Origin of the sequence: Rhodococcus sp. YL-1 (assembly GCF_001942025.1) — a bacterium.
In the GTDB taxonomy this organism is placed as follows: domain Bacteria; phylum Actinomycetota; class Actinomycetes; order Mycobacteriales; family Mycobacteriaceae; genus Rhodococcus_F; species Rhodococcus_F qingshengii.
Genome location: NZ_CP017303.1, coordinates 370,255 through 393,079, shown reverse-complemented (window position 1 = coordinate 393,079; position 22,825 = coordinate 370,255). Strand labels below are relative to the sequence as shown.

27 protein-coding genes and 1 pseudogene are annotated in these 22,825 nt (G+C 64.0%); 12 read left to right on the top strand and 16 right to left on the bottom strand.

All coding sequences use genetic code 11. From position 1 onward, the window contains the following. The first annotated feature begins 588 nt into the window (after positions 1-588). The 3 genes from BH682_RS34065 (at position 589) to BH682_RS34055 (ending at position 2,756) form a co-directional block, all read left to right on the top strand. Complete coding sequence (locus tag BH682_RS34065; protein WP_143173176.1) at positions 589-813, top strand: hypothetical protein; 225 nt, start codon at positions 589-591, stop codon at positions 811-813. A 145-nt stretch (positions 814-958) separates the two neighbouring features. After that, a complete protein-coding gene (locus BH682_RS34060; protein ID WP_030538086.1) occupies positions 959-1,627 on the top strand; it encodes a hypothetical protein in 669 nt (222 codons plus the stop codon). 595 nt (positions 1,628-2,222) lie between these two features. Continuing rightward, positions 2,223-2,756: a potassium channel family protein gene (locus BH682_RS34055; protein ID WP_019747405.1), complete on the top strand. Its 534-nt coding sequence runs from the start codon at positions 2,223-2,225 to the stop codon at positions 2,754-2,756. A 189-nt stretch (positions 2,757-2,945) separates the two neighbouring features. On the opposite strand, the gene arsA is transcribed toward BH682_RS34055, so the two are convergent. From arsA to BH682_RS34015, 8 genes are read right to left on the bottom strand one after another with little or no spacing between them, the layout of a single operon-like run. After that, entirely contained in the window at positions 2,946-4,703 is a 1,758-nt protein-coding gene (gene arsA, locus BH682_RS34050; protein WP_030538085.1) for an arsenical pump-driving ATPase, read from the bottom strand. Between the two features lie 16 nt (positions 4,704-4,719). Continuing rightward, complete coding sequence (gene arsD, locus BH682_RS34045) at positions 4,720-5,127, bottom strand: arsenite efflux transporter metallochaperone ArsD (protein WP_030538084.1); 408 nt, start codon at positions 5,125-5,127, stop codon at positions 4,720-4,722. Positions 5,128-5,187: 60 nt separating this feature from the next. After that, positions 5,188-5,598 carry an arsenate-mycothiol transferase ArsC gene (locus tag BH682_RS34040; RefSeq protein WP_030538083.1) on the bottom strand — a complete coding sequence of 137 codons (411 nt, stop codon included), beginning with the start codon at positions 5,596-5,598 and terminating at the stop codon, positions 5,188-5,190. A gap of 27 nt (positions 5,599-5,625) precedes the next feature. Further along, positions 5,626-6,612, bottom strand: coding sequence for a thioredoxin-disulfide reductase (gene trxB, locus BH682_RS34035; protein ID WP_075836384.1), 987 nt, complete (start codon positions 6,610-6,612; stop codon positions 5,626-5,628). A 41-nt stretch (positions 6,613-6,653) separates the two neighbouring features. Next, the gene (locus BH682_RS34030; RefSeq protein WP_030538125.1) at positions 6,654-7,070 is read right to left on the bottom strand and encodes an arsenate reductase ArsC; all 417 of its coding nucleotides are present in this window, start codon (positions 7,068-7,070) and stop codon (positions 6,654-6,656) included. 52 nt (positions 7,071-7,122) lie between these two features. Next, positions 7,123-7,779, bottom strand: a complete 657-nt coding sequence (locus BH682_RS34025; protein ID WP_370627677.1) for an arsenate reductase ArsC — start codon at positions 7,777-7,779, stop codon at positions 7,123-7,125. A gap of 24 nt (positions 7,780-7,803) precedes the next feature. Further along, positions 7,804-8,901, bottom strand: a complete 1,098-nt coding sequence (gene arsB / locus BH682_RS34020; RefSeq protein WP_011133472.1) for an ACR3 family arsenite efflux transporter — start codon at positions 8,899-8,901, stop codon at positions 7,804-7,806. Beyond that, positions 8,898-9,284 carry an ArsR/SmtB family transcription factor gene (locus BH682_RS34015; protein ID WP_020971547.1) on the bottom strand — a complete coding sequence of 129 codons (387 nt, stop codon included), beginning with the start codon at positions 9,282-9,284 and terminating at the stop codon, positions 8,898-8,900. The genes arsB and BH682_RS34015 overlap by 4 nt, the downstream gene beginning before the upstream one ends. A gap of 109 nt (positions 9,285-9,393) precedes the next feature. On the opposite strand from BH682_RS34015, the gene BH682_RS34010 reads away from it, so the two are divergent. Both BH682_RS34010 and BH682_RS34005 read left to right on the top strand, forming a co-directional pair. Next, positions 9,394-9,798 (top strand): MerR family transcriptional regulator, encoded by a 405-nt coding sequence (locus BH682_RS34010; RefSeq protein WP_011133470.1) that lies wholly within the window; start codon positions 9,394-9,396, stop codon positions 9,796-9,798. After that, entirely contained in the window at positions 9,795-10,133 is a 339-nt protein-coding gene (locus BH682_RS34005) for a hypothetical protein (protein ID WP_019747399.1), read from the top strand. Before BH682_RS34010 ends, BH682_RS34005 begins: the two co-directional genes overlap by 4 nt. Positions 10,134-10,235: 102 nt before the next feature. Here BH682_RS34005 and BH682_RS34000 read toward each other — a convergent pair whose 3' ends face one another. Beyond that, positions 10,236-10,694, bottom strand: a complete 459-nt coding sequence (locus BH682_RS34000; RefSeq protein WP_011133469.1) for a heavy metal-responsive transcriptional regulator — start codon at positions 10,692-10,694, stop codon at positions 10,236-10,238. A 305-nt stretch (positions 10,695-10,999) separates the two neighbouring features. Here BH682_RS34000 and BH682_RS33995 point away from each other — a divergent pair, with 305 nt between their 5' ends. The 4 genes from BH682_RS33995 to BH682_RS33980 are packed head-to-tail and all read left to right on the top strand — an operon-like array spanning position 11,000 to position 14,498. After that, positions 11,000-11,380: an ArsR/SmtB family transcription factor gene (locus tag BH682_RS33995; RefSeq protein WP_011133468.1), complete on the top strand. Its 381-nt coding sequence runs from the start codon at positions 11,000-11,002 to the stop codon at positions 11,378-11,380. Further along, on the top strand, positions 11,373-13,325 hold the full coding sequence (locus BH682_RS33990; protein WP_075836382.1) for a heavy metal translocating P-type ATPase: 1,953 nt from the start codon (positions 11,373-11,375) through the stop codon (positions 13,323-13,325). Before BH682_RS33995 ends, BH682_RS33990 begins: the two co-directional genes overlap by 8 nt. After that, the gene (lspA, locus tag BH682_RS33985) at positions 13,322-13,846 is read left to right on the top strand and encodes a signal peptidase II (protein ID WP_011133466.1); all 525 of its coding nucleotides are present in this window, start codon (positions 13,322-13,324) and stop codon (positions 13,844-13,846) included. Before BH682_RS33990 ends, lspA begins: the two co-directional genes overlap by 4 nt. A gap of 49 nt (positions 13,847-13,895) precedes the next feature. Further along, a complete protein-coding gene (locus BH682_RS33980; protein ID WP_030538076.1) occupies positions 13,896-14,498 on the top strand; it encodes a cadmium resistance transporter in 603 nt (200 codons plus the stop codon). A 362-nt stretch (positions 14,499-14,860) separates the two neighbouring features. On the opposite strand, the gene BH682_RS33975 is transcribed toward BH682_RS33980, so the two are convergent. The 6 genes from BH682_RS33975 to BH682_RS33950 all read right to left on the bottom strand — a co-directional run bounded on the left by BH682_RS33975 (position 14,861) and on the right by BH682_RS33950 (position 20,298). Continuing rightward, positions 14,861-16,228, bottom strand: a complete 1,368-nt coding sequence (locus tag BH682_RS33975; protein ID WP_003944677.1) for an MBL fold metallo-hydrolase — start codon at positions 16,226-16,228, stop codon at positions 14,861-14,863. Between the two features lie 53 nt (positions 16,229-16,281). Then, positions 16,282-16,551, bottom strand: coding sequence for a metal-sensitive transcriptional regulator (locus tag BH682_RS33970; protein ID WP_003944639.1), 270 nt, complete (start codon positions 16,549-16,551; stop codon positions 16,282-16,284). A gap of 78 nt (positions 16,552-16,629) precedes the next feature. Beyond that, on the bottom strand, positions 16,630-17,403 hold the full coding sequence (locus tag BH682_RS33965) for a sulfite exporter TauE/SafE family protein (RefSeq protein ID WP_190287674.1): 774 nt from the start codon (positions 17,401-17,403) through the stop codon (positions 16,630-16,632). Beyond that, entirely contained in the window at positions 17,403-17,819 is a 417-nt protein-coding gene (locus BH682_RS33960) for a DUF302 domain-containing protein (RefSeq protein ID WP_011133463.1), read from the bottom strand. The genes BH682_RS33965 and BH682_RS33960 overlap by 1 nt, the downstream gene beginning before the upstream one ends. Before the next feature lie 44 nt (positions 17,820-17,863). Next, positions 17,864-18,115 (bottom strand): YgaP-like transmembrane domain, encoded by a 252-nt coding sequence (locus BH682_RS33955; RefSeq protein ID WP_003944652.1) that lies wholly within the window; start codon positions 18,113-18,115, stop codon positions 17,864-17,866. Positions 18,116-18,141: 26 nt separating this feature from the next. Continuing rightward, positions 18,142-20,298, bottom strand: coding sequence for an MMPL family transporter (locus BH682_RS33950; protein WP_030538075.1), 2,157 nt, complete (start codon positions 20,296-20,298; stop codon positions 18,142-18,144). Between the two features lie 544 nt (positions 20,299-20,842). On the opposite strand from BH682_RS33950, the pseudogene BH682_RS36970 reads away from it, so the two are divergent. The 3 genes and pseudogenes from BH682_RS36970 to BH682_RS33940 all read left to right on the top strand — a co-directional run. Then, positions 20,843-21,229, top strand: a pseudogene (locus BH682_RS36970) (HAD-IC family P-type ATPase); the annotation flags it as partial. 56 nt (positions 21,230-21,285) lie between these two features. Next, positions 21,286-21,711 (top strand): DUF3703 domain-containing protein, encoded by a 426-nt coding sequence (locus tag BH682_RS36965; protein WP_087503898.1) that lies wholly within the window; start codon positions 21,286-21,288, stop codon positions 21,709-21,711. Then, positions 21,698-22,036: a hypothetical protein gene (locus tag BH682_RS33940; protein WP_003944633.1), complete on the top strand. Its 339-nt coding sequence runs from the start codon at positions 21,698-21,700 to the stop codon at positions 22,034-22,036. Before BH682_RS36965 ends, BH682_RS33940 begins: the two co-directional genes overlap by 14 nt. Before the next feature lie 364 nt (positions 22,037-22,400). Here the strand turns inward: BH682_RS33940 and BH682_RS33935 are convergent, their stop codons facing one another. Beyond that, positions 22,401-22,766, bottom strand: coding sequence for a DUF4229 domain-containing protein (locus BH682_RS33935; RefSeq protein WP_019747393.1), 366 nt, complete (start codon positions 22,764-22,766; stop codon positions 22,401-22,403). Positions 22,767-22,825: the final 59 nt, after the last annotated feature.

The following is a 22,825-nucleotide window of genomic DNA, read 5'->3' as shown; positions in this document are numbered from 1 at the left end:
CGCTGCGCGGCTCGCAGTGGGTCGATTGCCGTTGCCGTCGATCGAGTCGCTTCGCTCCTCTGAATTCCGAATCTTGTTTCTTACCAAACGAATTCATCGCAACGCCTGAATCGGTACCCGACACCCGAACGAGGCTGGGGAGGAGGGGAAGGGTCACGAAAAGCGCCCCGTCTCGCGTCCACTGCCTCGTCATCATCGTGCTCCCAATCATACACCCCCACCCACCAAACCGCAAAACACCCCGAAAACATGAAACACCGAAACCCTCACCACCACAACAACATTCGACGTTCACGAAAACACCACCGTGCACACAACACACGAAACTAGCACAACACCAACTGAATACCGAAACCTACTGACACACAACAACATTCAAAAACACCCAAAACGAGCCCTCGCAACACCCCCGCACGACCCGGCACCACTCCCCCACACCACCCGACCCGAACACCCCGCCGGCCCCCGCCGGCACCCAAACCCGCCGGCGCCCCACACACCCGAAAATGATCGAACCGGTATGCCGGCACCTTCGCCTCGCGCAGAATGGGAGTCGGCGCACACACGCACGACCCCGGGAGCGGTGCAATGATCCGACGACGACTCCGCCACGCAGTGATGGCGATCGCGCTCGCCTGTGCGATCGTCTCGACCGCGCCCGCCCAGGCGCAGGTGCCCTCGCCAGACGCGGCGCCGGGAACAGTGACCGCGGCAGATCCCCTGCCACAATCCTTCTGGATCGCCGGCGCCGCCGACGTCTTCGCCCTTATCGGGATTCGCGGTGACTCGGACCGTCGCCGCGGCCCATCGTGATGCCGATGCACGCGCTTAGACATCCCCTGATCCAAAGATCCGGAACTCCTGACCAGCGATGTCGATACCTACCTCGAACAAGGCCCGGAAAGCGACCGCAGAACACGACACGGCCGGCCGTCGTCCACGATCACCGTGCCAGCCGATGACCACGCCATCCAACGGCTGGTCCGCACGCCTGTACTGGCAGTGGATTCTGTACAACACCATCGCCTTCGTAGTCGTGCTGACCACGGTGGCGGTCCTGTCGTGGATCGGCGCCGACATACTGCAGCTGTCCTGGGCAAACCGGAGCCCGGTCGCCGCGCTGCTCGTGGCAACGACTGGGGCCGTGCTGTTCGGTTGGGTGCTCGGGGCGCTGCAATGGCAGATCGTCCGCCAACGCGTGCCGGTCCCCCGGCGGAAATGGATCGTCGCAAATGTCGGCCCGGCGCTCCTGGGCTGGCTGCTGGTGATCATCCCTGCCATCACCACCGCGCAAGACTCGGGCACCAGCGTCACCGGCGCCTACCTACTTGCCGCCAGCCAAACCCTGGCACTGGGACCGTTGCTCGGGCTGTCCCAGGCGTTGGTCCTGCGAGCCCATACCCGCCGCTGGGCCGGATGGATCGTTGCCAACATCGCATCCTGGGCCATCGTCGACGCCGTGTTCTTGCTCCTTTCGTCCTGGCTCGACACCTTCGACCTCACGCGTCACGACGGCTCCGTCGCGGAGGTATACCTGATGCTCATCGCCACCACACCCCTGACCGGTCGCATGCTCCTCTGGGTGCTGGCCCCCGCCGCTACAACCACCGAACACCAGCACCCGTAACCGCCGCAGACCCTCCGCGCGATCACCGACTAGCGTTGCGCAGCACGCCCCAGCCGTTCCCGGCGCCGACGCCTCGTTGCCGTACTGGAACAGCGGGCCGACGAGCGCGGCGTCCGCGTCATGAGCACCGCCTTGCTGCTCAGGTTGTCGTCTGTGTGCCCGACCAGTGAACGAAACACCCATCACCGTTCAGAAAAACGGGGCGGCACACCGGGACACGTCCGGCCGAAATCAGTGACCGGTACCCGGACCGTTGCGATTCACCGTCACGACAGTTCGCCGGATCGCCGCGAAATACCCGGAAGCACACCATGTTGCGCACCCCTCCCGACTGACCGAACCGGCCTGCTGCCCAGTGCTGAAGCTCGAGCCCGCGCAGGGGCGGGGATCGGTGGCGTCGGAGGCGATCCGGAGGACGCCACCGACAGCCCGTGACCGGTCCAATGTTTACCGATCTGGTGTGGTGTCGACCCTGGTTATCACCGGCCCGGGCGTGCTTGGCTGGAATGGCAGGGGAACCGCGGGCAGGAACCCATCATGGCCGAGGATGACGCTCGTTACCGGTCCCACCCGCGCAGTTGCCCGGAGGAATTTCATGGGACAGGCCAGCGAGTTTCGCAACCTCGACCCGCGCGATCGTCGGCGCCTGCTGCGCCGCGGGCTCGTGCGCCCGGTCGCGACGGTTGCGCTCTGCGGCGTGGGCTACTTTGTGCTCCCGTGGACCTCCGTCGACGGCATTTCCACGGTCATGCTCCTCGTGGGGGGACTGCTCGTCGTGCTGGCGGTTGCCGTGTGGCAGATCCGGCAGATTCTGAGGTCGGACGTGCCCACCGTGCAGGCCATAGAAACGCTGGCACTGATTCTTCCCGTCTATCTGCTCGGCTACGCCGTGGGATACAGCCTGATGTCCCAGAGCTCCCCCACATACTTCTCTGAACCGCTCAGTCGGATGGATGCCCTGTACTTCTCGTTGACGGTGTTTTCGACCGTAGGCTTCGGGGATATCACAGCGACGACCGATCCGTCGCGCGCTGTCGTCAGTGTCCAGATCATCGGGAATCTGATTCTCATCGGCGTCGGCATCCGCGTGGTGGCGGCGGCCGTCGTCTGGGCCCGTGGACGGAAGTGACTAACGGAGCCGACGTCAGCAACAGTTCGACGTTGTGCGCTAGTTCCAGTAGACCCGTCCGATGACATTCCCATCGCCTGGGTGCCTCCGTGACGAACTCGATCGCCGGAAGCCCTGCGTGTCAGCATGAGTTGAGTCCACTGGTTCACAGCAACCCCGTCTGCAGGGCGAGATGATGTGACGCGATCGCTATGCCTTACTCAGTGCTGCCAGGGCGGCTTCGCCGATGGGTTCTTCGGCGAGCATCGGGACGATGGCGGTTCGTTGGCTGTATTGGCTTGTGATGGTGCCGATTTCGGTGATCTCTCCGGCTGCGCGCTGCTGCAGGAGCGGCGAGGTTGGTTCGGCAGCGGCGAGAGAGTTGTTGACCACCCACGCCCAAGGCTCGATTCCGGCTCGTTGTAGGTCGGCTTGCAGACCGGCGGCCTCGAGGACGGGTGTGGTTTCAGCGAGGGTCACGAGCAGTACCTTCGTTGCGTTTGGGTCCTGGAGTCGCATGAGTGGGGTGGTGAAGTTCGTGTTCTCCCCCATCTGGCGGGCGATTTCCCGGTGATACGAGCCGGTGGCATCGAGGAGCAACAAGGTATGCCCGGTCGGGGCGGTGTCGACGACGACGAATTTGCGACTCGATTCGTGGATGACCCGCGAAAACGCTTGGAAGACTGCCACTTCCTCGGTGCAGGGTGATCGGAGGTCTTCGGCGAGGTTCGCGCGTCCGCGTTCGTCGAGGTTCTTGCCTTTGGTGGTCAGGACTCTGGTGCGGTACTGCTCGGTGGCTTCGGCGGGGTCGATTCGGGAGACCTGGAGGTTGTCGAGTTCCCCGTTCAAGGTTTCTGTCAGGTGTGCAGCCGGGTCCGTGGTTGTCAGGTGCACCTGGTGGCCGCGTTCGGCGAGGGCGACAGCGATGACGGCGGCGATGGTGGTCTTGCCGACTCCGCCTTTGCCCATGCACATGATCAGGCCGTGATCGTCGGTGTCGAGTTCGTCGATCAGGGATGCGAGCGGAGAACTGGGTAGCTGCAGGGACGGGTCCGCTGAGGCGGCGGACACCGGGCCAAGGTCGGGGGTGAAGAGGCTTTCGAGTGCGTCGATGCCGACGATATTGGTCGCTTTGAGCGGGACCTGATCGGTCGGCAATTGCGCCAATCCATCGGGCAGGGCGGCTATCGCGGCTTGTTCACGCCGGTAGATCGCGGTCGCGAGCGGATCGGTGTCGTCGCCCGGGTCCGGGAGGACACCGTTGATCACGACATGCTGATGGGTCAGTCCGATGTCGGCGAGTTCGCGGTGGGTGCGGGTGATTTCGGCGAGCGTCGAACGCTGGGCGCGCGAGACCAGTACGAGGCGGGTCCGCTGCGGATCGGCGAGCGCGGCAACGGCGTCAGCGTAGATGGCGCGCTGCTTCTCGAGCCCGGACAACGGACCGAGACACGATGCGTCGCCCTTGCCGTCATCGAGGAACTCGGTCCACGATCCGGGGAGTTGGAGCAGCCGGATGGTGTGCCCGGTCGGGGCGGTGTCGAAGAGGACATGGTCGAAGCCCGCGGTGATGTCGTCGCGCCCGGAGAGCAGTCCGGTGAACTCGTTGAACGAGGCTATTTCTGTGGTGCAGGACCCGGAAAGTTGTTCGGAGATCGCCGCGATGTCCTTCTCGGGGAGTAGCCCGCGGACGGGACCGATGATCCGCTCGCGATAGGTGGCGGCGGCTTGTTCCGGGTCGATCTCGAGCGCAGACAATCCGGGAGCGGCGGAGATCGGGGTGATGGTGTTGCCGATGCTCACACCGAAGACCTGCCCGACGTTGGAGGCTGGATCGGTGCTCACGAGCAGCACTTTCTTGCCGGCGCGAGCGAGGGTCATCGCGCTCGCGCAGGCGATGGAGGTTTTACCGACACCACCTTTGCCGGTGAAGAACAGGAATCGGGGCGCGTTGTTCAGGAACCTCATTGCGGTGTCGACGCTTTCAGCAGCAGGTGGTGGAGTCGGCGTCGTCGGTGGAGCAGCATGCCGAAGTGTCGGAGAGTCCGAGCATGGCGATCCCGGCCGGCGCCTCAGCCGTTCCAGGTTCGGTGATGCCTGCCCATTTCGCGAGCTGGTTGCGGGTGGGATATGTACCGGTCAGGGCGGTGACTCCGTCGACGAGCGCCAGCGGGAGTCCTTCGGAACCTGAGATTTTGAGGAATGCTGCGACGGTGTCGTTTCCGGCGAAGGCCAGTGGGTCGTTGGCGAGGTTGTGGCGGGTGATGGTGCCGCCGTTGCTTGCGACCCAGTCGAGGTCGGCGGTGAAGGTGATCAGCGCTTGGTCGACGTCGTCGCCGCAGACGCCGGTGTTGCAGCACAGGGCGGGTTCGAATACTTCGATGGTGCTCATGGTGATGTCCTCTTTTCTTACTTCTCGGGTCTTTCGATTGCGCGGCTAGCGGTTCCGATATCAGCGGACCGCTAGACGGGCAGCAAGGGCGTCGACGCGGGCGGCGATGTCGTCGCGGACCAGGCGCATTCGTTCGATTCCGTCGATGCCGCGTTCGGACGGCTCGTCGGTGTCCCAGTTCTCGAAGTCGGTGCCGGCTACGGGATCGACCTTCGCTTCGTTGCCCAGGGTGACGACGAGGTCGACATCGCGCACCAGTTGCGGATCGATCAACGTCGGGGTCTGCCCGGAGATGTCCACCCCGACTTCGAGGAGCGTTTCGGCGGACAGGGCGTTGACCGCGTCGCCGGGTTTGGTGCCGGCCGAGTACACGTCCACCTGGTCGCCGGCGGCTTTGCGCATGAGGCCGGCGGCCATCTGGGATTTGCCGCCGTTCTTGACGCACACGAACAGCACTGAAGGCTTGCTCATCGAAGTTCCTTTCACTGGGTGTGGGAGTCAGACGGCGTCGACGGTGTGGCCGGCTGCGTCGAGCGTGTTGGCGGTGATGTCGCCGCGGTCGGCCAGCCAGCGTTCGGCGTCGATTGCTGCGGAGCATCCGGTGCCGGCAGCGGTGATCGCCTGACGGTACGTGTGATCGACCAGGTCACCGGCAGCGAAGACGCCGTCGACGGAGGTCGCGGTGGAACCGGGAGCGACGCGCACGTATCCGGCGTCGTCGAGATCGACCTGGCCCTTGACGAGTTCACTGCGCGGGTCGTGGCCGATGGCGACGAACATGCCGGTGATCTCGAGTGTGGAAGTTTCACCGGTGACGGTGTCGCGCACGACGAGGCCGGTGACGCTGTTCTCACCGAGCACCTCGACGGGCTCTGCGTTGGTCAGGAAGCGGATCTTCTCGTTGGCCTTGGCGCGCTCGAGCATGATCCGTGAGGCGCGGAACTCCTCGCGGCGGTGCACCAGGGTGACCGAGCGAGCGAAGCGGGTGAGGAAGGTTGCTTCTTCCATCGCGGAGTCGCCGCCGCCGACCACGACGATGTCCTGGTCACGGAAGAAGAAGCCGTCGCAGGTGGCGCAGGCGCTGACGCCGCGGCCGAGGAGGCGTTCTTCACCGGGAATGCCCAGGTAGCGGGCTGCCGCGCCCATGGCGAGGATGATCGCGTGCGCGGCGTAGGTTTCGCCGTTCGCGACGACCGTCTTGATCGGGCCGCTGAGATCGATCTCCTCGACGTCCTCGGTGCGGATGTCGGTGTCGAAGCGCAGTGCCTGCTCGCGCATCTGTTCCATCAGATCGGGGCCCATGATTCCTTCGCGGAATCCGGGGAAGTTCTCGACCTCGGTGGTGGTCATGAGGGCGCCACCGAACTGGGTTCCCTCGAAGAGCAGGGGCGCGAGCTCAGCGCGCGCGGTGTAGACACCAGCGGTGTAGCCGGCCGGTCCGGAACCGACAATGATGACGTCGTGGACCGTGGACGGGATGGTCATAGTGTCTCTTTCACGGGATCGAATACGGGAAGCGTAGGCGGTTAGCGCGATACCGACGGGGCGGTGAGTTCGCTGATCAGAGCCTGTACGCGAGTCTTGATCTCGTCACGGATCGGGCGAACCGCATCGATGCCTTGGCCGGCGGGATCCTCGAGGACCCAGTCGCGGTAGCTCTTGCCGGGGAAAATCGGGCAGGTGTCGCCGCAGCCCATCGTGATCACGACATCCGAATCCTGCACGGCGTCGGTGGTGAGGATCTTCGGGGTCTGGGCGGAGATGTCGATTCCGAGCTCGGCCATCGCTTCGACCGCGGCGGAGTTGATGGTGTCCGCGGGGGCAGATCCGGCGGAACGGACCTCGATGGCGTCACCGGCGAGGTGGCTCAGGAAACCGGCGGCCATCTGCGATCGGCCGGCGTTGTGGACACACACGAACAGGACGCTGGGCTTGTCGGACATGAGAAAGAAGGTTCCCTTCGAAGATGGAAGTTAGAGCTGAGGAAGAGGTCGCTCAGACGGCGACGGGTGTGGTCAGTTCGGTGAGCAGTGCGATCACCCGTGCATCGAGGTCGTTGCGGATTGCCCGCACCACCTCGAGGGGTTGGCCGTACGGGTCGTCGAGAGCCCAGTCGAGGTACCGCTTCCCTGGGTAGACGACGCACGCGTCGCCGCAGCCCATCGAGACGACGCAGTCCGCTGCGGCGACCACGTCATCGGTGAGTGGTTTCGGGAACTCGTCGGCAAGATCGATCCCGATCTCGGCCATCGCCGTGATGACGGCGGGGTTGATCTCGTGGACCGGCGCGGATCCTGCCGAGCGCACATGAACCCGGCCGCGGGCGTGGTGATCGAGTAGTGCCGCCGCCATCTGCGACCGGCCGGCGTTGTGGACGCACACGAACAGAACTTCGGGCACGTCCTTGGCGAGTGCTCCGCTGGACTGGGCCAAAGCGGTGAGGCGGTCGGCGGCGAACCGCGCCGCGAGCGAGGTGAGATGGGTGTGGATCTTCGCGGTGCGGCGCAGCGCCGTGTAGGACTCGAAGACGTAGCGTTCGACGGTTTGCGCGGAAAAGACCCCGACGTACTTCGCTGCCAGGTCTTGCGCGGTGCGCGAGAGAACGGCCTGCGGTGAGAGGAGATCGGGCTGGGCGCGGTGCTCGTTCATCATGACTCCCGAAGAGTTGTAGGTGACTTACGTAGCGGTGGGTGCGGGTGAAACCTCTTTGACGGCAAAGCGTTTGCGTAGAGCAAGGGAGACATAGACCAGCCCGACGAGCACCGGTACCTCGATCAGCGGGCCGACAACACCGGCAAGAGCTTGCCCCGAGGTGGCGCCGTAGGTGGCGATGGCTACGGCGATCGCGAGTTCGAAGTTGTTGCCCGCGGCGGTGAACGCCAGGGTCGTCGTGCGTTCATAGCCCAATCCGATTGCGGCGCCGAGGATGTAGCCGCCTCCCCACATGAGCGCGAAGTACGCCAGCAGCGGCAACGCGATCCGGACGACATCCCAGGGCTGGGAGGTGATCTGTTCGCCCTGCATCGAGAAGAGCACGACGATGGTGAACAGCAGACCGTAGAGCGCCCAGGGGCTGATCTTGGGGATGAACTTGGTGTCATACCAGTCGCGGCCTTTGGCGCGTTCACCGAAGAAGCGGGACAGAAAACCTGCCAGCAGCGGGATACCGAGAAAGATCAGGACCGATTTCGCAATCTGCCAGGGCGAGGTGTCGATGGTGGTCTGTTCGAGGCCGAGCCACCCGGGCAGGACCGAGAGGTAGAACCAACCGAGCACGGCGAACATGATCACCTGGAACACCGAGTTGATGGCGACCAGCACCGCGGCGGCTTCGCGGTCTCCGCACGCCAGGTCGTTCCAGATGATCACCATCGCGATGCAGCGAGCGATACCGACGATGATCAAACCGGTTCGGTATTCCGGCAGGTCGGGCAGAAACAGCCAGGCGAGGGCGAACATCAGCGCCGGGCCGAGAACCCAGTTCAGGAACAGGGAGCCGGCGAGGAGTTTCTTGTCCCCGGTGACTGTGTCGAGGCGGTCGTAGCGGACCTTCGCCAACACCGGGTACATCATGATCAGCAGGCCGAGGGCGATCGGCAGGGAGATGCCGTCGATCTGCACCTTCTCCAGGGCAGTGTTCACACCGGGGATCCAGCGTCCAACCAACAGGCCGACGACCATGGCCACGCCGATCCAGACCGCAAGATAGCGGTCGAGGGTGGAGAGTTTTCCGACGACTTCGGGGTGTTCGGTGGTGGCAGCGGTGTTGCTCATGCGGTGACCTCTGCGCATGCGTCCGCGACACTCACGCTCGTACCTTCGACCAGGAGCACGGCGGAAAGCTGTTGCAGCGCAGCCGGAATAACCCAGTAGTACACCCAGGTCCCGCGGCGTTCACAGTCGAGCAGCCCGGCCTGTCGCAGCACCTTGAGGTGATGCGAGATAGTCGGCTGAGACAGGTCGAACGTATCCGAGATGTCGCAGACGCAGGCTTCACCACCCTCGTGACTTGCCACCAAGCTCAGCAGGCGCAAGCGGACGGGATCGCCGAGGGCTTTGAACATCCGCGCCAGGTCGCCGGCCCAATCCTCGGTCAACGGTTCACGGACGAGCGGCGAGCAGCAAGCGCCGGCCTCCGCCCCATCTTGATTCGACATGCTTCGATATTGACAGATATCGAAATAACGCGCAACCAACCTCAGATGAATTTCCGCCGACGAGAGACGACTTGACTCCGTAGCCGGGTACCGGGTTCACAATGGCGACATGCGTAGCAGTGAACTGGCCACCCTCGCCGGGGTGAACGTACAGACGTTGCGGTACTACGAACGGCGCGGACTCCTGCAGCACCCGCCGCGATCCACCTCGGGATACCGCTCATATCCGGACGAAACTGTCGAAATTGTCCGGTTCGTCAAACGCGCCCAAGAACACGGCTTCAGCCTCGACGAAATCAACGAACTTCTCCATCTCGCCGGCGGCGGACCGGACGATTGCGACACCGCTCGGCGACTGGCGCAGACGAAGATCACCGAGTTCGGCGAAAAGATCCGAGATCTGCAACGCATGCGGGCCTCGCTGACCGAGTTCGCGTCCACCTGCGCGCGACCGCGAGCGGACCGGCACTGCCCCATGCTCCAGACACTGCACACCGACAAAGGACGACCATGATGCATCTCGAAATTCTGCAGGTCCCGGACTACCCTAACGTGCCGCTCCTCGAACAACGAATCGAGCACGCTCTTTCAGGCGTGCCGATCGAATGGGAACTGCGCCACGTGATCATCGAAGATCCTCGATCAGCGGAACTTGCGGGCATGGCGGGATCTCCGACGTTGCTCGTTGACGGCCACGACCCCTTTGCCGAACCGGATCAGGTGCCAAGCGTGTCCTGCAGGCTCTACCGCGACGCCGTGGGCGCGGTCGGTGGCGCTCCCACTGTGACTGCCCTGAGGAATGCATTCGAACGGGATTCACCCACTGCCGCTACTTCCGTACCTGACTGATCAATACACCGACAACACCACTACAACCGCTTCGCGCACCTCATCACGTTGCAGAGCGCCGAACCTGCTGAAATAGGAAGGGATGCATGGCCGCAATCAATTTCACGATTCGGCAACACCTTCCTGAGACTCGGATTCCAGGATCCAGCACACACCGACATCGTCGGCTTCCGACGGAATCTCCCCTTCCGCTCGACTCAGCAAAGCAACAAGGTTTGTTTCGAGCGTGGCAAGTTCGCGGATCTTGCCACGAACCTGGGAAAGATGCTCCGAGAGCATCTCCACGACCTGTTCACAAGGAGCCGCCCCGCGGTCATGGGTGGTGAGGATCTCGCGGATCTCTCGCAAGGTGAAACCTGCAGACTGGGCGCTGCGGACGAACCGCAAACGCGCAAGAGATTCCGGACCGTAGTCCCGGTAGCCGTTGGACTTTCGGACCGGGACGGGAATCACCCCACTGTCCTCGTAGAAACGCAGCGTTTTCGGGGCAACGCCACTTCGAGCGGCCAGTTCACCAATTTTCACGAGATCCTTGACCTTCCATCGCACTGGAATGTCCATTATGGATGACGTTCGGGAACCGCAGGTGACTCGGACCGTTCGTCGCCGCGCTGGCGATGAACACTCAGAAGGAGGTGAATGAAATGAATCCACTGGAGATGTTGTGCGACTGGCTGTGTCGAGCGATGGGTCCTTGCTGTCCCCCCATGTGATGCCGTGGCGAGCAACTCGCAAACTACAGATGTCACTTCGCCATTCCTGGTGAGGTACGTCGGCCGGCCACCGTTCGGCTGACGTACCGCATCTACTTCAAGTCCAGTGCGTCCACCCTTCCTGGAATCGTCCAATATTGCTATCATCGTCGTATGACGATGAATAACGAGCCTGGATGCCTCGCCGCAACCGGCAGCGGGTCGAGCCTGGATGCGGCAGTGGCACTGTTCCACAGTCTCTCGGACGGCACCCGGTTGTCGATCGTGCGCCGTCTCGCCGAAGGAGAGGCGCGGGTTGCGGATTTGATCGGTGAACTCGGCCTCGCCCAGTCGACGGTGTCCGCACATGTTGCATGCCTACGTGATTGCGGTTTGGTCGACGGCAGACCGGAAGGTCGGCAGGTGTTCTACTCGCTGGCCCGGCCGGAATTGATGGACCTACTCGCCTCGGCGGAGACGCTGCTTGCCGCGACGGGGAACGCGGTTGCCTTGTGCCCGAATTACGGCACCGCCATCGGAGATAGCCGTGAGTGACGCATGCGGTTGCGGTCACGACGAACCCCGCGTCGAAGGCGAGGAAGAACACGGGCCCGAAAAGTGGTGGCAGGTTACCGAGATCCGGGCGGCTGCAGCTGCGGGCGTGCTGCTGATCGCGGCGCTGATAGTGGGCCTGACCGGTGGGCCGGATGCTCTCGGGCTCGGTCTCGAGGTGGGCGCCCTGCTCATTGCCGGTTACACGTTCGTCCCGTCCACTCTCGCACGCCTGGTCAAGGGCAAGATCGGGGTCGGCACCCTGATGACGATCGCGGCTGTCGGCGCGGTACTGCTCGGTGAGGTGGGCGAAGCGGCCATGCTCGCGTTCTTGTTCGCGATCAGCGAGGGACTCGAAGAGTATGCGGTCACCCGCACTCGCCGGGGCCTGCGGGCCTTGCTGTCTCTGGTGCCGGCCACCGCGACAGTTCTCCGCGGCGGCCGCGAGGAAACCGTTCCGCCCTCCGAACTCCAGCTCGGCGAGCTCATGGTCGTCAAGCCTGGGGAACGGATCGCCACCGACGGGGTCATCCGCACCGGACGCACCGCTCTGGACACCTCCGCGATTACCGGTGAATCGGTGCCCGTCGAAGCCGGTCCCGGCAACGAGGTGTTCGCAGGATCGATCAACGGCACCGGCGTCCTCGAAGTCGAGGTCACCGCAGATGCGCAGGACAATTCGCTGGCCAAAATCGTGCGGATCGTCGAGGCCGAGCAGTCCCGCAAGGGCGAGGCGCAACGCCTCGCCGACAAGATCGCCAAACCGCTGGTTCCAGGTGTGATGATCGTCGCCGCAGTTATCGCCGCGGTCGGCAGTGTGCTCGGCGATCCGCTGGTGTGGATCGAACGCGCCCTGGTGGTGCTGGTCGCCGCCTCCCCGTGTGCGCTGGCCATCGCGATCCCTGTCACCGTTGTCGCCGCGATCGGTGCGGCGTCCAAGCTCGGTGTCCTGGTCAAGGGCGGCGGTGCACTCGAGGCCCTCGGCCGGATCCGCACCGTTGCGTTGGACAAGACCGGCACCCTCACCCGCAACCAGCCTGCCGTGATCGATGTGGCCACGGCGGACGGCGCCAGCCGCGAGGACGTTCTCGCGGTGGCCGCAGCGTTGGAGGCGCGCAGCGAGCACCCTCTCGCTCGCGCGATTCTCGCCGCCGTCGACGACTACGCACCCGCCGACGACGTGGACGCGGTCACAGGGGCGGGCCTGACCGGGGCCATCGACGGCATACCTGTGCGCCTCGGTCGACCGGGCTGGATCGACCCGGGTCCGCTGGCAGGGGATATCGAGCGGATGCAGCATGCCGGCGCCACTGCGGTGCTGATCGAGCGCGCCGGAACGGTCATCGGGGCGGTCGCCGTCCGTGACGAGCTCCGACCGGAAGCACGTGAGGTGGTTGCCGGGCTACGACGCGGCGGGTACACCGTCGCGATGCTCACCGGCGACAACGAACGCACCGCCCAGGCGCTGGCCGCCGACGTCGGGATCGACGACGTGCACGCCGACCTGCGCCCGGAGGACAAGGCACGGATCGTGGAAACCTTGCGTGCGAACCGCCCGACGGCAATGGTCGGGGACGGTGTCAACGACGCCCCCGCCCTGGCCACCGCCGACTTGGGCATTGCCATGGGCGCGATGGGTTCCGACGTGGCCATCGAGACCGCCGATGTTGCTCTGATGGGTGAGGACCTGCGGCACCTGCCGCAGGCGTTGGCGCACGCGCGCCGCTCCCGGACCATCATGTTGCAGAACGTCGGACTGTCGCTGGCGATCATCACCGTCCTGATGCCGTTGGCCTTGTTCGGGGTTCTCGGCCTGGCCGCCGTGGTCCTGGTGCACGAGGTCGCTGAGATCGTGGTCATCGCCAACGGTGTCCGGGCCGGCCGCGCGCAAGCCTTCCCCACCGGATCGGTACCCGCACCGGCGGGGAAGGTCGAGGCCCGCACGTGAGCGAATTAGCGGCTCGATCAATCCGCACAGGTAGCACGCGGCGGGTGATTCTCGTGGTCGTCGGTCTCGCTCTCATCGCGATCGCACTGTCGGCCGAACCCGTTGCGCGCCGTACCCTTTCCGGTGCACGCACCGTCGATATGGGATTGCTGCAACTGAAGTTGGCGTACAACAGCGGTGTCGCGTTCAGCATCGGCCAACAGCTTCCGGCCTGGATCATCCTCGCGGTCACCGCCGCCATCACTCTCGGCGTCGGAATTTACGCCTGGCGCACCGTCCCCACCGCTTCACTGGTGGGGACGGTGGGTTGGTCGGCGATCCTCGCCGGAGCTGCCGCCAACGTGATCGATCGTGCCGTCGACGGAAAGGTCACCGACTATTTCCACACCGGCTGGTGGCCCACCTTCAACCTCGCCGACACCTACATCACCTGCGGCGTCGTGCTGCTCGTCGCATCACTGATCTTTGAGTCCACCCACGACCCGGCCGATCCCCCGCCCGCACAGGAGAGTTCGAAATGACAGCAATACCCGAGATCAGGCCGCGCCGCGGCAGCCGCCGGATGCGAGGATGATCGGCACCATCGCCGCGGCGGTAGCGATGTTCGCCGGCACCAACATCGACGACATCGTCGTACTGACCGTCCTGTTCGTCGCCTCCGCCAGTCAAGGACGGCCGCGGGCATGGCAGATCGTTGCCGGCCAGTACCTCGGCCTGATCACCCTCGTCGCGATCAGTGTGGTCGCCGCCCTCGGGTTGGTGATCGTGCCCGAGGACTGGGTTGGACTACTCGGATTACTTCCCCTGTCGCTAGGAATCTGGGGACTGATCCAGGGCTTACGCAGCGACGGAGACGGTGAACCCGTAGTGGTCGCGGCCGGGACGATCAGCGTCGCCGCCATCACCATCGCCAACGGCGCCGACAACATCGCCGTCTACACCCCGGTCTTCCGCACTCTCGGTGCGCCCCAGACCATCGTTACCATCGCCGTGTTCCTGATCTGTGTCGGACTCTGGTGCGCCGCCGGCAGAATGCTCGGCACCCACAAGAAGGTCATCGACATCCTCGAGCGCGTCGAGCACTGGCTCGTGCCCACAGTCTTCATCGGGCTGGGCGTCATCATCCTGCTCGAATCCGGTGTGATCGGCCGCCTGATCGCCGCCGCGGCATGACCGACACTGCTGGCACGGTGGCACCTTGATCCGTCCCGGCTCCTCGCGGTCGCCGGGGCACGCGGATGTCTGCGACTCCGCGCACCGCATCCCGGCCGGAACCGTGCATGGCGCGTCACAACGGTCCGGCCACCGAAGCAAAGGCGAGCGGAAGATCCAGTGCGAATTGGCAGAACGACAAACTCGGACGGCGCCCGAATGATCGTTGGACCAGCGGTGGCCGCCTTCTCGGACGTCGGCACGGGCAGGGGTTGGGCTTCCTGCCCTCTGTCGGAATTATCCGATGGCCGTTTGCTGAAATCGGGGAGATCAGCCCCGTGAACCACTCGCATCGTGCGGCTTGCGCAGCGGCGGCGCATTCGTCAGGCGGGCGATGTGTGGAGGCCGAGCTGCACGGCATGCTCGTAGTCATCGTCGATGAGGACCACTGTGCGGTGTTCGCGGTCGAGAAGTGAAGCGGCGATCGATGCGCGGTAACCGGATGCGCAGTGCACCCACACTTCGGCCGCGGAAACTTCCTCGAGTCGGTGTGGTAGCTCGTGGAGGGGGATGTTCACGGCACCAGGAAGGTGGCTGTCCGCGTACTCGGACTGTTGACGCGCATCGAGGACGCTTATCTCACGTTCGCCGGTGGCCGCCGCGAGTCCGGCGAAGTCGGATACATCGTAGGAGCGGACCTTTCCGTCGCCGACGAGCGAGTGAATCTCACCGACGGCGGATCCGGAGGGACTGTCGATGCCGATCCGAGCCAGCTCGCGGGTCGCCTCGGCGATCTGGTCGGTTGTTTCACCGATCAGCGTCAACGGCACGCCCCACTGATAAAGCCATCCGAGATAGGTGACGAAGCTGGTCGACAGTTCGAACCCGAGAGAGCCATCGACGTGGCCGGCGGCGAAAGCGGTGCGTGCTCGTAGGTCAACGACCCATTGCCCGGCGTCGATGCGGCGACGTAGTTCGTCTGGATCGACGGGCTCGGGCATGGACAGGTCGATCGGGGCCGGCCCTTTGGTGTTGATGACGCCCATATGGGCGTAGTACGCGGGATATGCAGACAGGCCCGCGATCAGCTCGTCGACATAGGTGTGTTCGTCCTGAGTCAGTGCGGGGTTGGACTGCTGCTGTTCACCGATGGTGGATGAGTCCCCGCTGGTCGGAGTTGCGGCACAGAAGCTACCGAACCCATGTGTGGGGTAGACCTCCACCTCAGCGGCCAGTTCGGCCGCGATACGGCGGACCGAATGGTACTGCGCGTGGGTCAGTTCATCAGTGTGCTCGGAGCCGAGCAGGTCAGTGCGCCCGGTGGACCCGTAGAGCATGGAGCCGCCGGTGAAGATTGCGATCGGCTCGCCGCGCCGGTGCAGAACGTAACTGACGTGGTGATGAGTATGCCCTGGGGTGTGCATGACCTCGAACGTCGTCGATCCCGCGTCGACGACATCGCCGTCGACGACTGCTCGGCGCTCGTATTCGACCGGATCGCCGTCCGGGACGACGTATTCGGCACCCGTGGCGCGCGCAAGTTCCAGGCCGCCAGTGACGTAGTCGTTGTGGATGTGAGTTTCCAGCACGTGGGTGATGACAGCGTTCTTTTCTGCTGCCAGCGCCCGGACGCGGTCGATGTCGCGTTGTGGATCGATCACCACGGCGATACCGTCGTGGCTGATCAGATAGCTGCGGTCGCCGAGGCTGGAAGTTTCAATGATGGCGATGTCCGGGTCGGTCGTGCTCATGGGGAGCTCCTACATGTTGTCGGTCGGCCTCGTTCCTGATGTGAAGCGGGCGTTCAGGCCAGCGCCAGGAAGAGCTTTTCCAGTTCTGCTTCGGTCATGGGTTCTTTGTTGTCTGCCGCTTCGCCTGTCATGCACTCTCGGAGACCGGTAGCGACGATCTTGAAGCCAGCTTTGTCGAGGGCCCTGGAAACAGCGGCGAGCTGGGTGACAACGTCTTTGCAATCGCGTCCGTTCTCGATCATGCCGATCACTCCCGAGAGTTGGCCGTGTGCGCGGCGGAGGCGGTTGAGGACCAATGCGATGCTGTCTTCGTCGCCGATCATGGGGTCTCCTTCAGATGCATGATGATGCCAGAAATTGCCAGATTACCCCCGGGGGCATCCAACGGGGTGCACGGTAGATCATCCGAGAACGAGAGTGTCGATGAGGACGTAACCTGCCACGACAAACACCAGGTAGGCGAACCACTGCCGAAGTGAGTCCGTGGCGATGCGTGTACCGAATCGTCCGGCCACCAACGAACCCGCAATGGCTGAACCTGCGAACGCTGCCGTCAAGGGCCAGTTTCCACCTAGGCCGTCGGCCTGAGCGATGAGTCCGGCGGCGGAGTTGGCGACGATGACCACCAAAGAGGTTCCGACGGCGACACTCATCTCGATTCCCAGCAGCAGAACCAATGCGGGGATGATCAAGAAGCCCCCGCCGACGCCGAACAGTCCGGTAAGGACACCGACGCCGAATCCGGTCGGTATGGACCGAGGTGCGCATCGGCGCCAGTTGATCCCGGAATTGCTCGTCCTGCAGGCGGTTCCGGGATTGTCGGGGCTGCGCAGCATGCGTGCCCCCGCGAGGATCATGACGATCCCAAAGCCGATCATCACGGCAGTTTCAGGTAGATGCTTGCCAAGGGCAGTGCCGGCCAGGGTGCCGAGGACTCCGGTGGCGGCGAAGATTGCCGCGAGTCGCCATTCGATGAGCCGCGCCCGCACCTTGGAGATGACCCCGACCGCGGAGGCGACACCGATCACCAACAGCGAAGTCGGTATCGCCTCCGGCAGGGGGAACCCGAGAGCGTACACGAGGATCGGGACAGCGAGGATCGATCCACCGCCTCCGAGGAGACCGAGCAGGATTCCGACGGTGAGGCCGAGCGCCAGCGCCAGGGTCAACGTCATCAACTGCGCACTGCATCCCGACTGCCGAGCGTGTCCAGGGCGGCTTGGAGTTTGGTGGTGGCCTCGGCCGCGACATCTGACAGTGCTGGTTCGCCCGTCACTTGGACCATGAGGTCCGGGTTCATCGCCTCGACGATGACCGATCCGGCGGTGGTGTCGGCACGGACGACGACGTTGCAGGGCAGTAGCAGGCCGATCTCACGCACGATTCCTACGGCGCGGTGTGCAAGCGTGGGATTGCACGCGCCTAGGATCAGATACTTCTCCATGTCTGTGCCAAGTTTGGCTTTCAGGGTGGCCTGCATGTCAATTTCGGTCAGCACACCGAAGCCTTGCTCGGACAGTGCTGCTTTGGTGGCGGTGACCGCCGTCTCGAAGTCGGTGTCGGTCAAGGTGGTCGAGAGTGCGATGGTCATGGTGGAGAATTCCTTCCGTTCGTCGAACTGCGGCAATTGTGTGCCTATCCGCTTCGGGGGTGGCGAAGACTTGGTACGCCCGCTCTGGTGAGAAGCGCACTTGCCGGGCACCAGCCGACCGCGGCGTAGAGGGCGAGGTTCGCGGCGGCGAAGGCGCTGAGCAGCCTCCACCGTGGTGCGTGGAGTTCGCCGAGGGTCAGGCCCGTCGCGGTGACGCCGGCGGCCAGTGCGGGGACGATACGTTCGATCGGCCACCCGGCAGACGTGCTCGAATGCGTGATGTTCGGATCGGTCATGATTCCTCCGTGAGGTGTTGTAATGGTCAGTGCGAGAAGCGGATCGACGGCAACATTCTGCGCAGCCAGCCCGGTGCCCACCATGCAGCGTGACCGCTCAGCCGGAGCAGGACCGGGAGCAGGATCAGCCTGATCAGGAAGGCGTCGAGCAACACCGCGACGCCGAGGATGATGCCCATTTCCTTGGGTGGGAGCGGATCGGAGAGCGCGAAGGTGAAGAACACGGCGACCATGACCGCCGCAGCGGCGAAGATGACGCGTCCGGAGTGCGCGAGGCCGTCGACCTGAGCAGCCTTCGGGTCCCCGGTCTTCTCGTAGTGTTCTTTCGCGGTGGCGAGCAGGAACACGGTGTAGTCCATGGCGATGGCAAAGATCATCGCGAAGAAGAACACCGGCCCCCAGCCGTCGAGGAAACCTTGAGGGGTGAAGCCGAGCAGCGACGATCCGTGTCCGTCTTGGAAGATCAGCTTCGCAACCCCGAACGCTGCGGCGGTCGACAGCAAACTGACGGCGGTGCCGAGGATCGCGATCAGTGGTGCCTGCAGAGCGACGAGCAGCAGGATGAAGCCGAGGGCGAGGATGATCCCGATAACCAACGGTAGGTAGTCGTTCAGGGCTTGCTGCAGGTCGAGGTTCTCCGCTGGCGCGCCGCCGACGAGCGCGGACTCCGGTAGTTGTGCGCGTAGGTCACCGAGGATCGTGCCCATGGCCTCTGCGGAAGGGTCCACGGCAGGAAACGCTTGCAGCAGTGTGTAGTTCGAATCGTCTGTTGATGGTGTGGGCGGGGTGACCATCGAGATCCCGTCGACGCTGCTCGCTGCCGCGGCGGTAGCAGCCGCATCGGAAGACGGGACAACTATCTGCAGCGCGCCGGGTGCCCCGTCACCGAACTGGGCCTGAACCAACTCGTAACCTTGCCGAACGGGCGCATCGTCGGGAACGACAGCGATGGACGGCATTGCCACCTTCAGTCCCAGGACAGGTAAGGCCAGGGCGACGAGGATGCCGACGGAGACCAGCGCGAACGGCCATGGGTACTTGTGAAGCAATTCGCCCCACGCAGCGAACTTCGGGGATCGGTGCTGTTGGCGTTTCGCGTAAGGCAGGGATGCTGCGTTGACCTTGGGGCCGAGTGCGCCCAGCGTGGCCGGAAGAAGTGTCATGGTGGCGATCAGAACGAACGTGACGGCCAGCATGATGCCTACGGCCATGGTGCGCACGGCCGGTGCGGGAACGAGCAGCACTGCCGAGAGGCTGACCAGGACGGTAAGTCCGGACAGGAGCACCGCTTTGCCTGCGGTGTCCATGGTTTCGGCAACGGCTGCTCGTGGATCGGCCGTACGGAGGGCGTCGCGGAAGCGGGCGACGATGAACAAGGCGTAGTCGATGCCGAGAGCGAGGGCGAACATCATCGCGAAATTCATCGCCCATACCGAGATCGGTGTGACCTCGTTGAGCAGCACCAAACCGCCGGCGGAGGCGACGAGTCCGGCCACTGTGAGCAACAGCGGCAGCCCGGCAGCGACGAGGGAGCCGAATGCGAGCACCATGATCGCCAAAGTGACTGGCCAAGAGAATAGTTCAGCCTGAATCATCGCATCGTGGTTGGCTTTGTTGAAGTCGGACCACAACGCGGAGGATCCGGTGGGATAGACCTCGATACCGTCGCCGGAGAGTGCGGTCAGCTCGTCTTTGACATCGTCGACGGCTTTGACCATGTCGTCCGCGTTTGCGTTGGCGCCGGCGATGAGGATGCCGGTGTGGCCGTCGGGGCTGATGGTCATACCAGGCTGTGGGGCGATGACGGCACCGAACCGGGTGTCACCGTCGAACACAGCTGTGACGTCGATGAGTCTCTGCTGCACGGTGGGATCGTCGATCGACGCGGTGTCCGAATGGACCACCACCTGAACCGCGGCCGAGGAGTTCCCGCCGAAATGCTGTTGCGCGAGTTCACGGACCTGGACCGATTCGGATCCGTTGGCTTGCCACCCAGCACCCGCCAGTGACGAAAAAACCGACGGCGCTGCAGATCCGAGCGCGACAAGCGCGATCAGCCAGACACCGAACACCCATCGGCGGCGTGCGACCATCGCGCTTCCCAGGCGTCCGAGTATGCCGGGTGTAGATACGCGATCACGATCGTCACGACCGGTGGCCGTCACGGTGTCGGGCACAGACATAACTTCTCCTAAAATACGGGCTGGGGTATTCAAATGAGCGAGCTAGACCTCGGTAAACCTGACCCAATTGGAAGGTTAGGCCCTTGCACTCGCGACCGGGATTGGCGGCGAAACAGCGATCGCGAGGCGCTGGCGCCGATCGATAGGACCAACGGTCTCAGCAGAGCAGGTGCACTGCCGAGGCCGTGAAACATCCTTCGTGACGTCGTCGACATGTCGATCGCAACCTGCCCACGCGATCTTGTCGCATATCGGGCACGGGACGGGGTAACACATAGACAGTCCTTTCTGACGAGCGTCTACCCACTGTTGCATATACCCAGGGGGGTATGCAAGTACCCCTGGGGGTATACGCTCGGGTAGGCCGTTCGCTCCTCTCGGGCGCCCACCCGAGGGGGTGGGCCGTCCGGGTCGTCGAGTGCCCAGGCGAGGTACCGCTTTCTGGGTAGCCGACGCACACGTCGGCGCATCCGTCGAGACGACTCAGTCCGGGTGCGGCGGCCACGCCATCGGTGAGAGGTCTCGGGAACTCGTGGCGTGGATCGAGCGCGCCGGAACCGTCATCGGGGCAGTCGCCGTACGAGACGAGCTCCGACCGGAAGCACATGAGGTGATCGCCGGGCTACGACGCGGCGGGTACACCGTCGCGATGCTCACCGGCGACAACGAACGCACCGCCCAGGCGCTGGCCGCCGACGTCGGGATCGACGACGTGCACGCCGACCTGCGCCCGGAGGACAAGGCACGGATCGTGGAAACCTTGCGTGCGAACCGCCCGACGGCAATGGTCGGGGACGGTGTCAACGACGCCCCCGCCCTGGCCACCGCCGACTTGGGCATTGCCATGGGCGCGATGGGTTCCGACGTGGCCATCGAGACCGCCGATGTTGCTCTGATGGGCGAAGACCTGCAGCACCTGCCGCCGGCTCTGCATCCGATGAACCGAATGCTCGCACAATTGCGCAGTGTCTACACGAAGCGCATCGCTTGCACGACCGACACAGCGCCGTCGCGTTTCGGCCCGCAAAGAGGACCGCAGCCGGCCGCACCAGCGATGACACCCAGCGTTGGCATCACCTCGAACGCACACATGTCCTCTCCCAGCCCTGTCCATGGCCACACAAACCACCTCGCCATGCTCCCCTGGCCTTACATCAGCGTGACTGCCGCGAAGCCGTCGGGCAGGTTCTTCGCATCATCGTCGTCGCCGCCCCGGGATCCGCACTGGGCCGCTATCCGGAGGGCAACACCGAACGAACTCGTGCCGGTCTTATGACACCGATGCCGATACCTGACGATCTTGCCGAGAAAATGCAGACCTACCAGTCCTGGGTTTCGTTTACCGCGAGCTGTCCTGCACTGCCGCATACTCGAAACCACACGCCGACGGAGGAACACCATGATGCACCTTGAAATTTTGCAAGTCCCGGACTGCCCGAACGTGCAGCTCCTCGAACAACGGATCGAGCACGTTCTCGCGGAGGAGTCCATCGATTGGGAACTGCGCCACGTAATCGTCGACGATCCTCGATCCGCAAGGCTTGCGGGCATGACCGGATCGCCGACGTTGCTCGTCGACGGCCGCGATCCGTTTGCCGAACCGGACCAGGTCCCCAACGTGTCATGCAGGCTCTATCGAGATTCCACGGGCGAGGTCGGTGGCGCTCCTACCGTTGCTGCACTGAGGGGTGCGTTCGGTATGGCTGCGCCCACAGCTGATGTAGAGGGCGATGAGTGAAAGTATCGGCCACCCACCGGTGGTCCCAACAGGGTCGTCTCCAGCAGCAGCCCCGGGGTTCCTCACAAGGGCGAGCTGACTCAACGGTCCTCCGTACTGCGCCTGCTCGAGTCTCGTCCGCCTGATCCCGCAGCTTGTACCGATTCCGAAACTCGAGACCACCACGGATACCGCCGACTCCGCACCTGATCCCGTCACCTGACATCTTCATCCCAATGCCAATCAATGCATGATCGCGCGCCCTCGGCATCACCCAGGAAGGCAGCTTTGAGCGGTCATACGTCCAAAAAAGACAGGTTGTGGCACCGATGCTGGGCATTTTCGTTACTGGAGCTTTCACGCGCACCTAACCGGAGGGAACCCTTCACCGGGTGCGCATTGCACGCCGTTTTTCATCTACGACCATCACTTCTTCATTGATCCGGCGGCGCAATGACCGGAACGCGATCGCAGAGATGGCGAATCCGAGCAGCACCGCCCCGAACAGTGCTAACACACCGGGGATTTCGAGTTCGAGTATGGCGTTGATTCCCATGATGATCACTGCGAGGCCGGCGATCAGGGCGAGTCGAACCGCGGTGTAGTACATCACCAGACGCACGAGCTTTGACCGTGCTACACGGTTGATCCGCGCCACGCGCGTCTGCGGTGCTTGATGGGCACCCAGTGCCGCAATTTCTGGGCTGACTGGTGGATTGATACGGCCCTTCGGAGCGGACTGGCGTTTCACGATGCTCGATTCTCGGGTTCGGATCCCGCCTCTGGTTGGCGGGGGCGACAGAACGAACC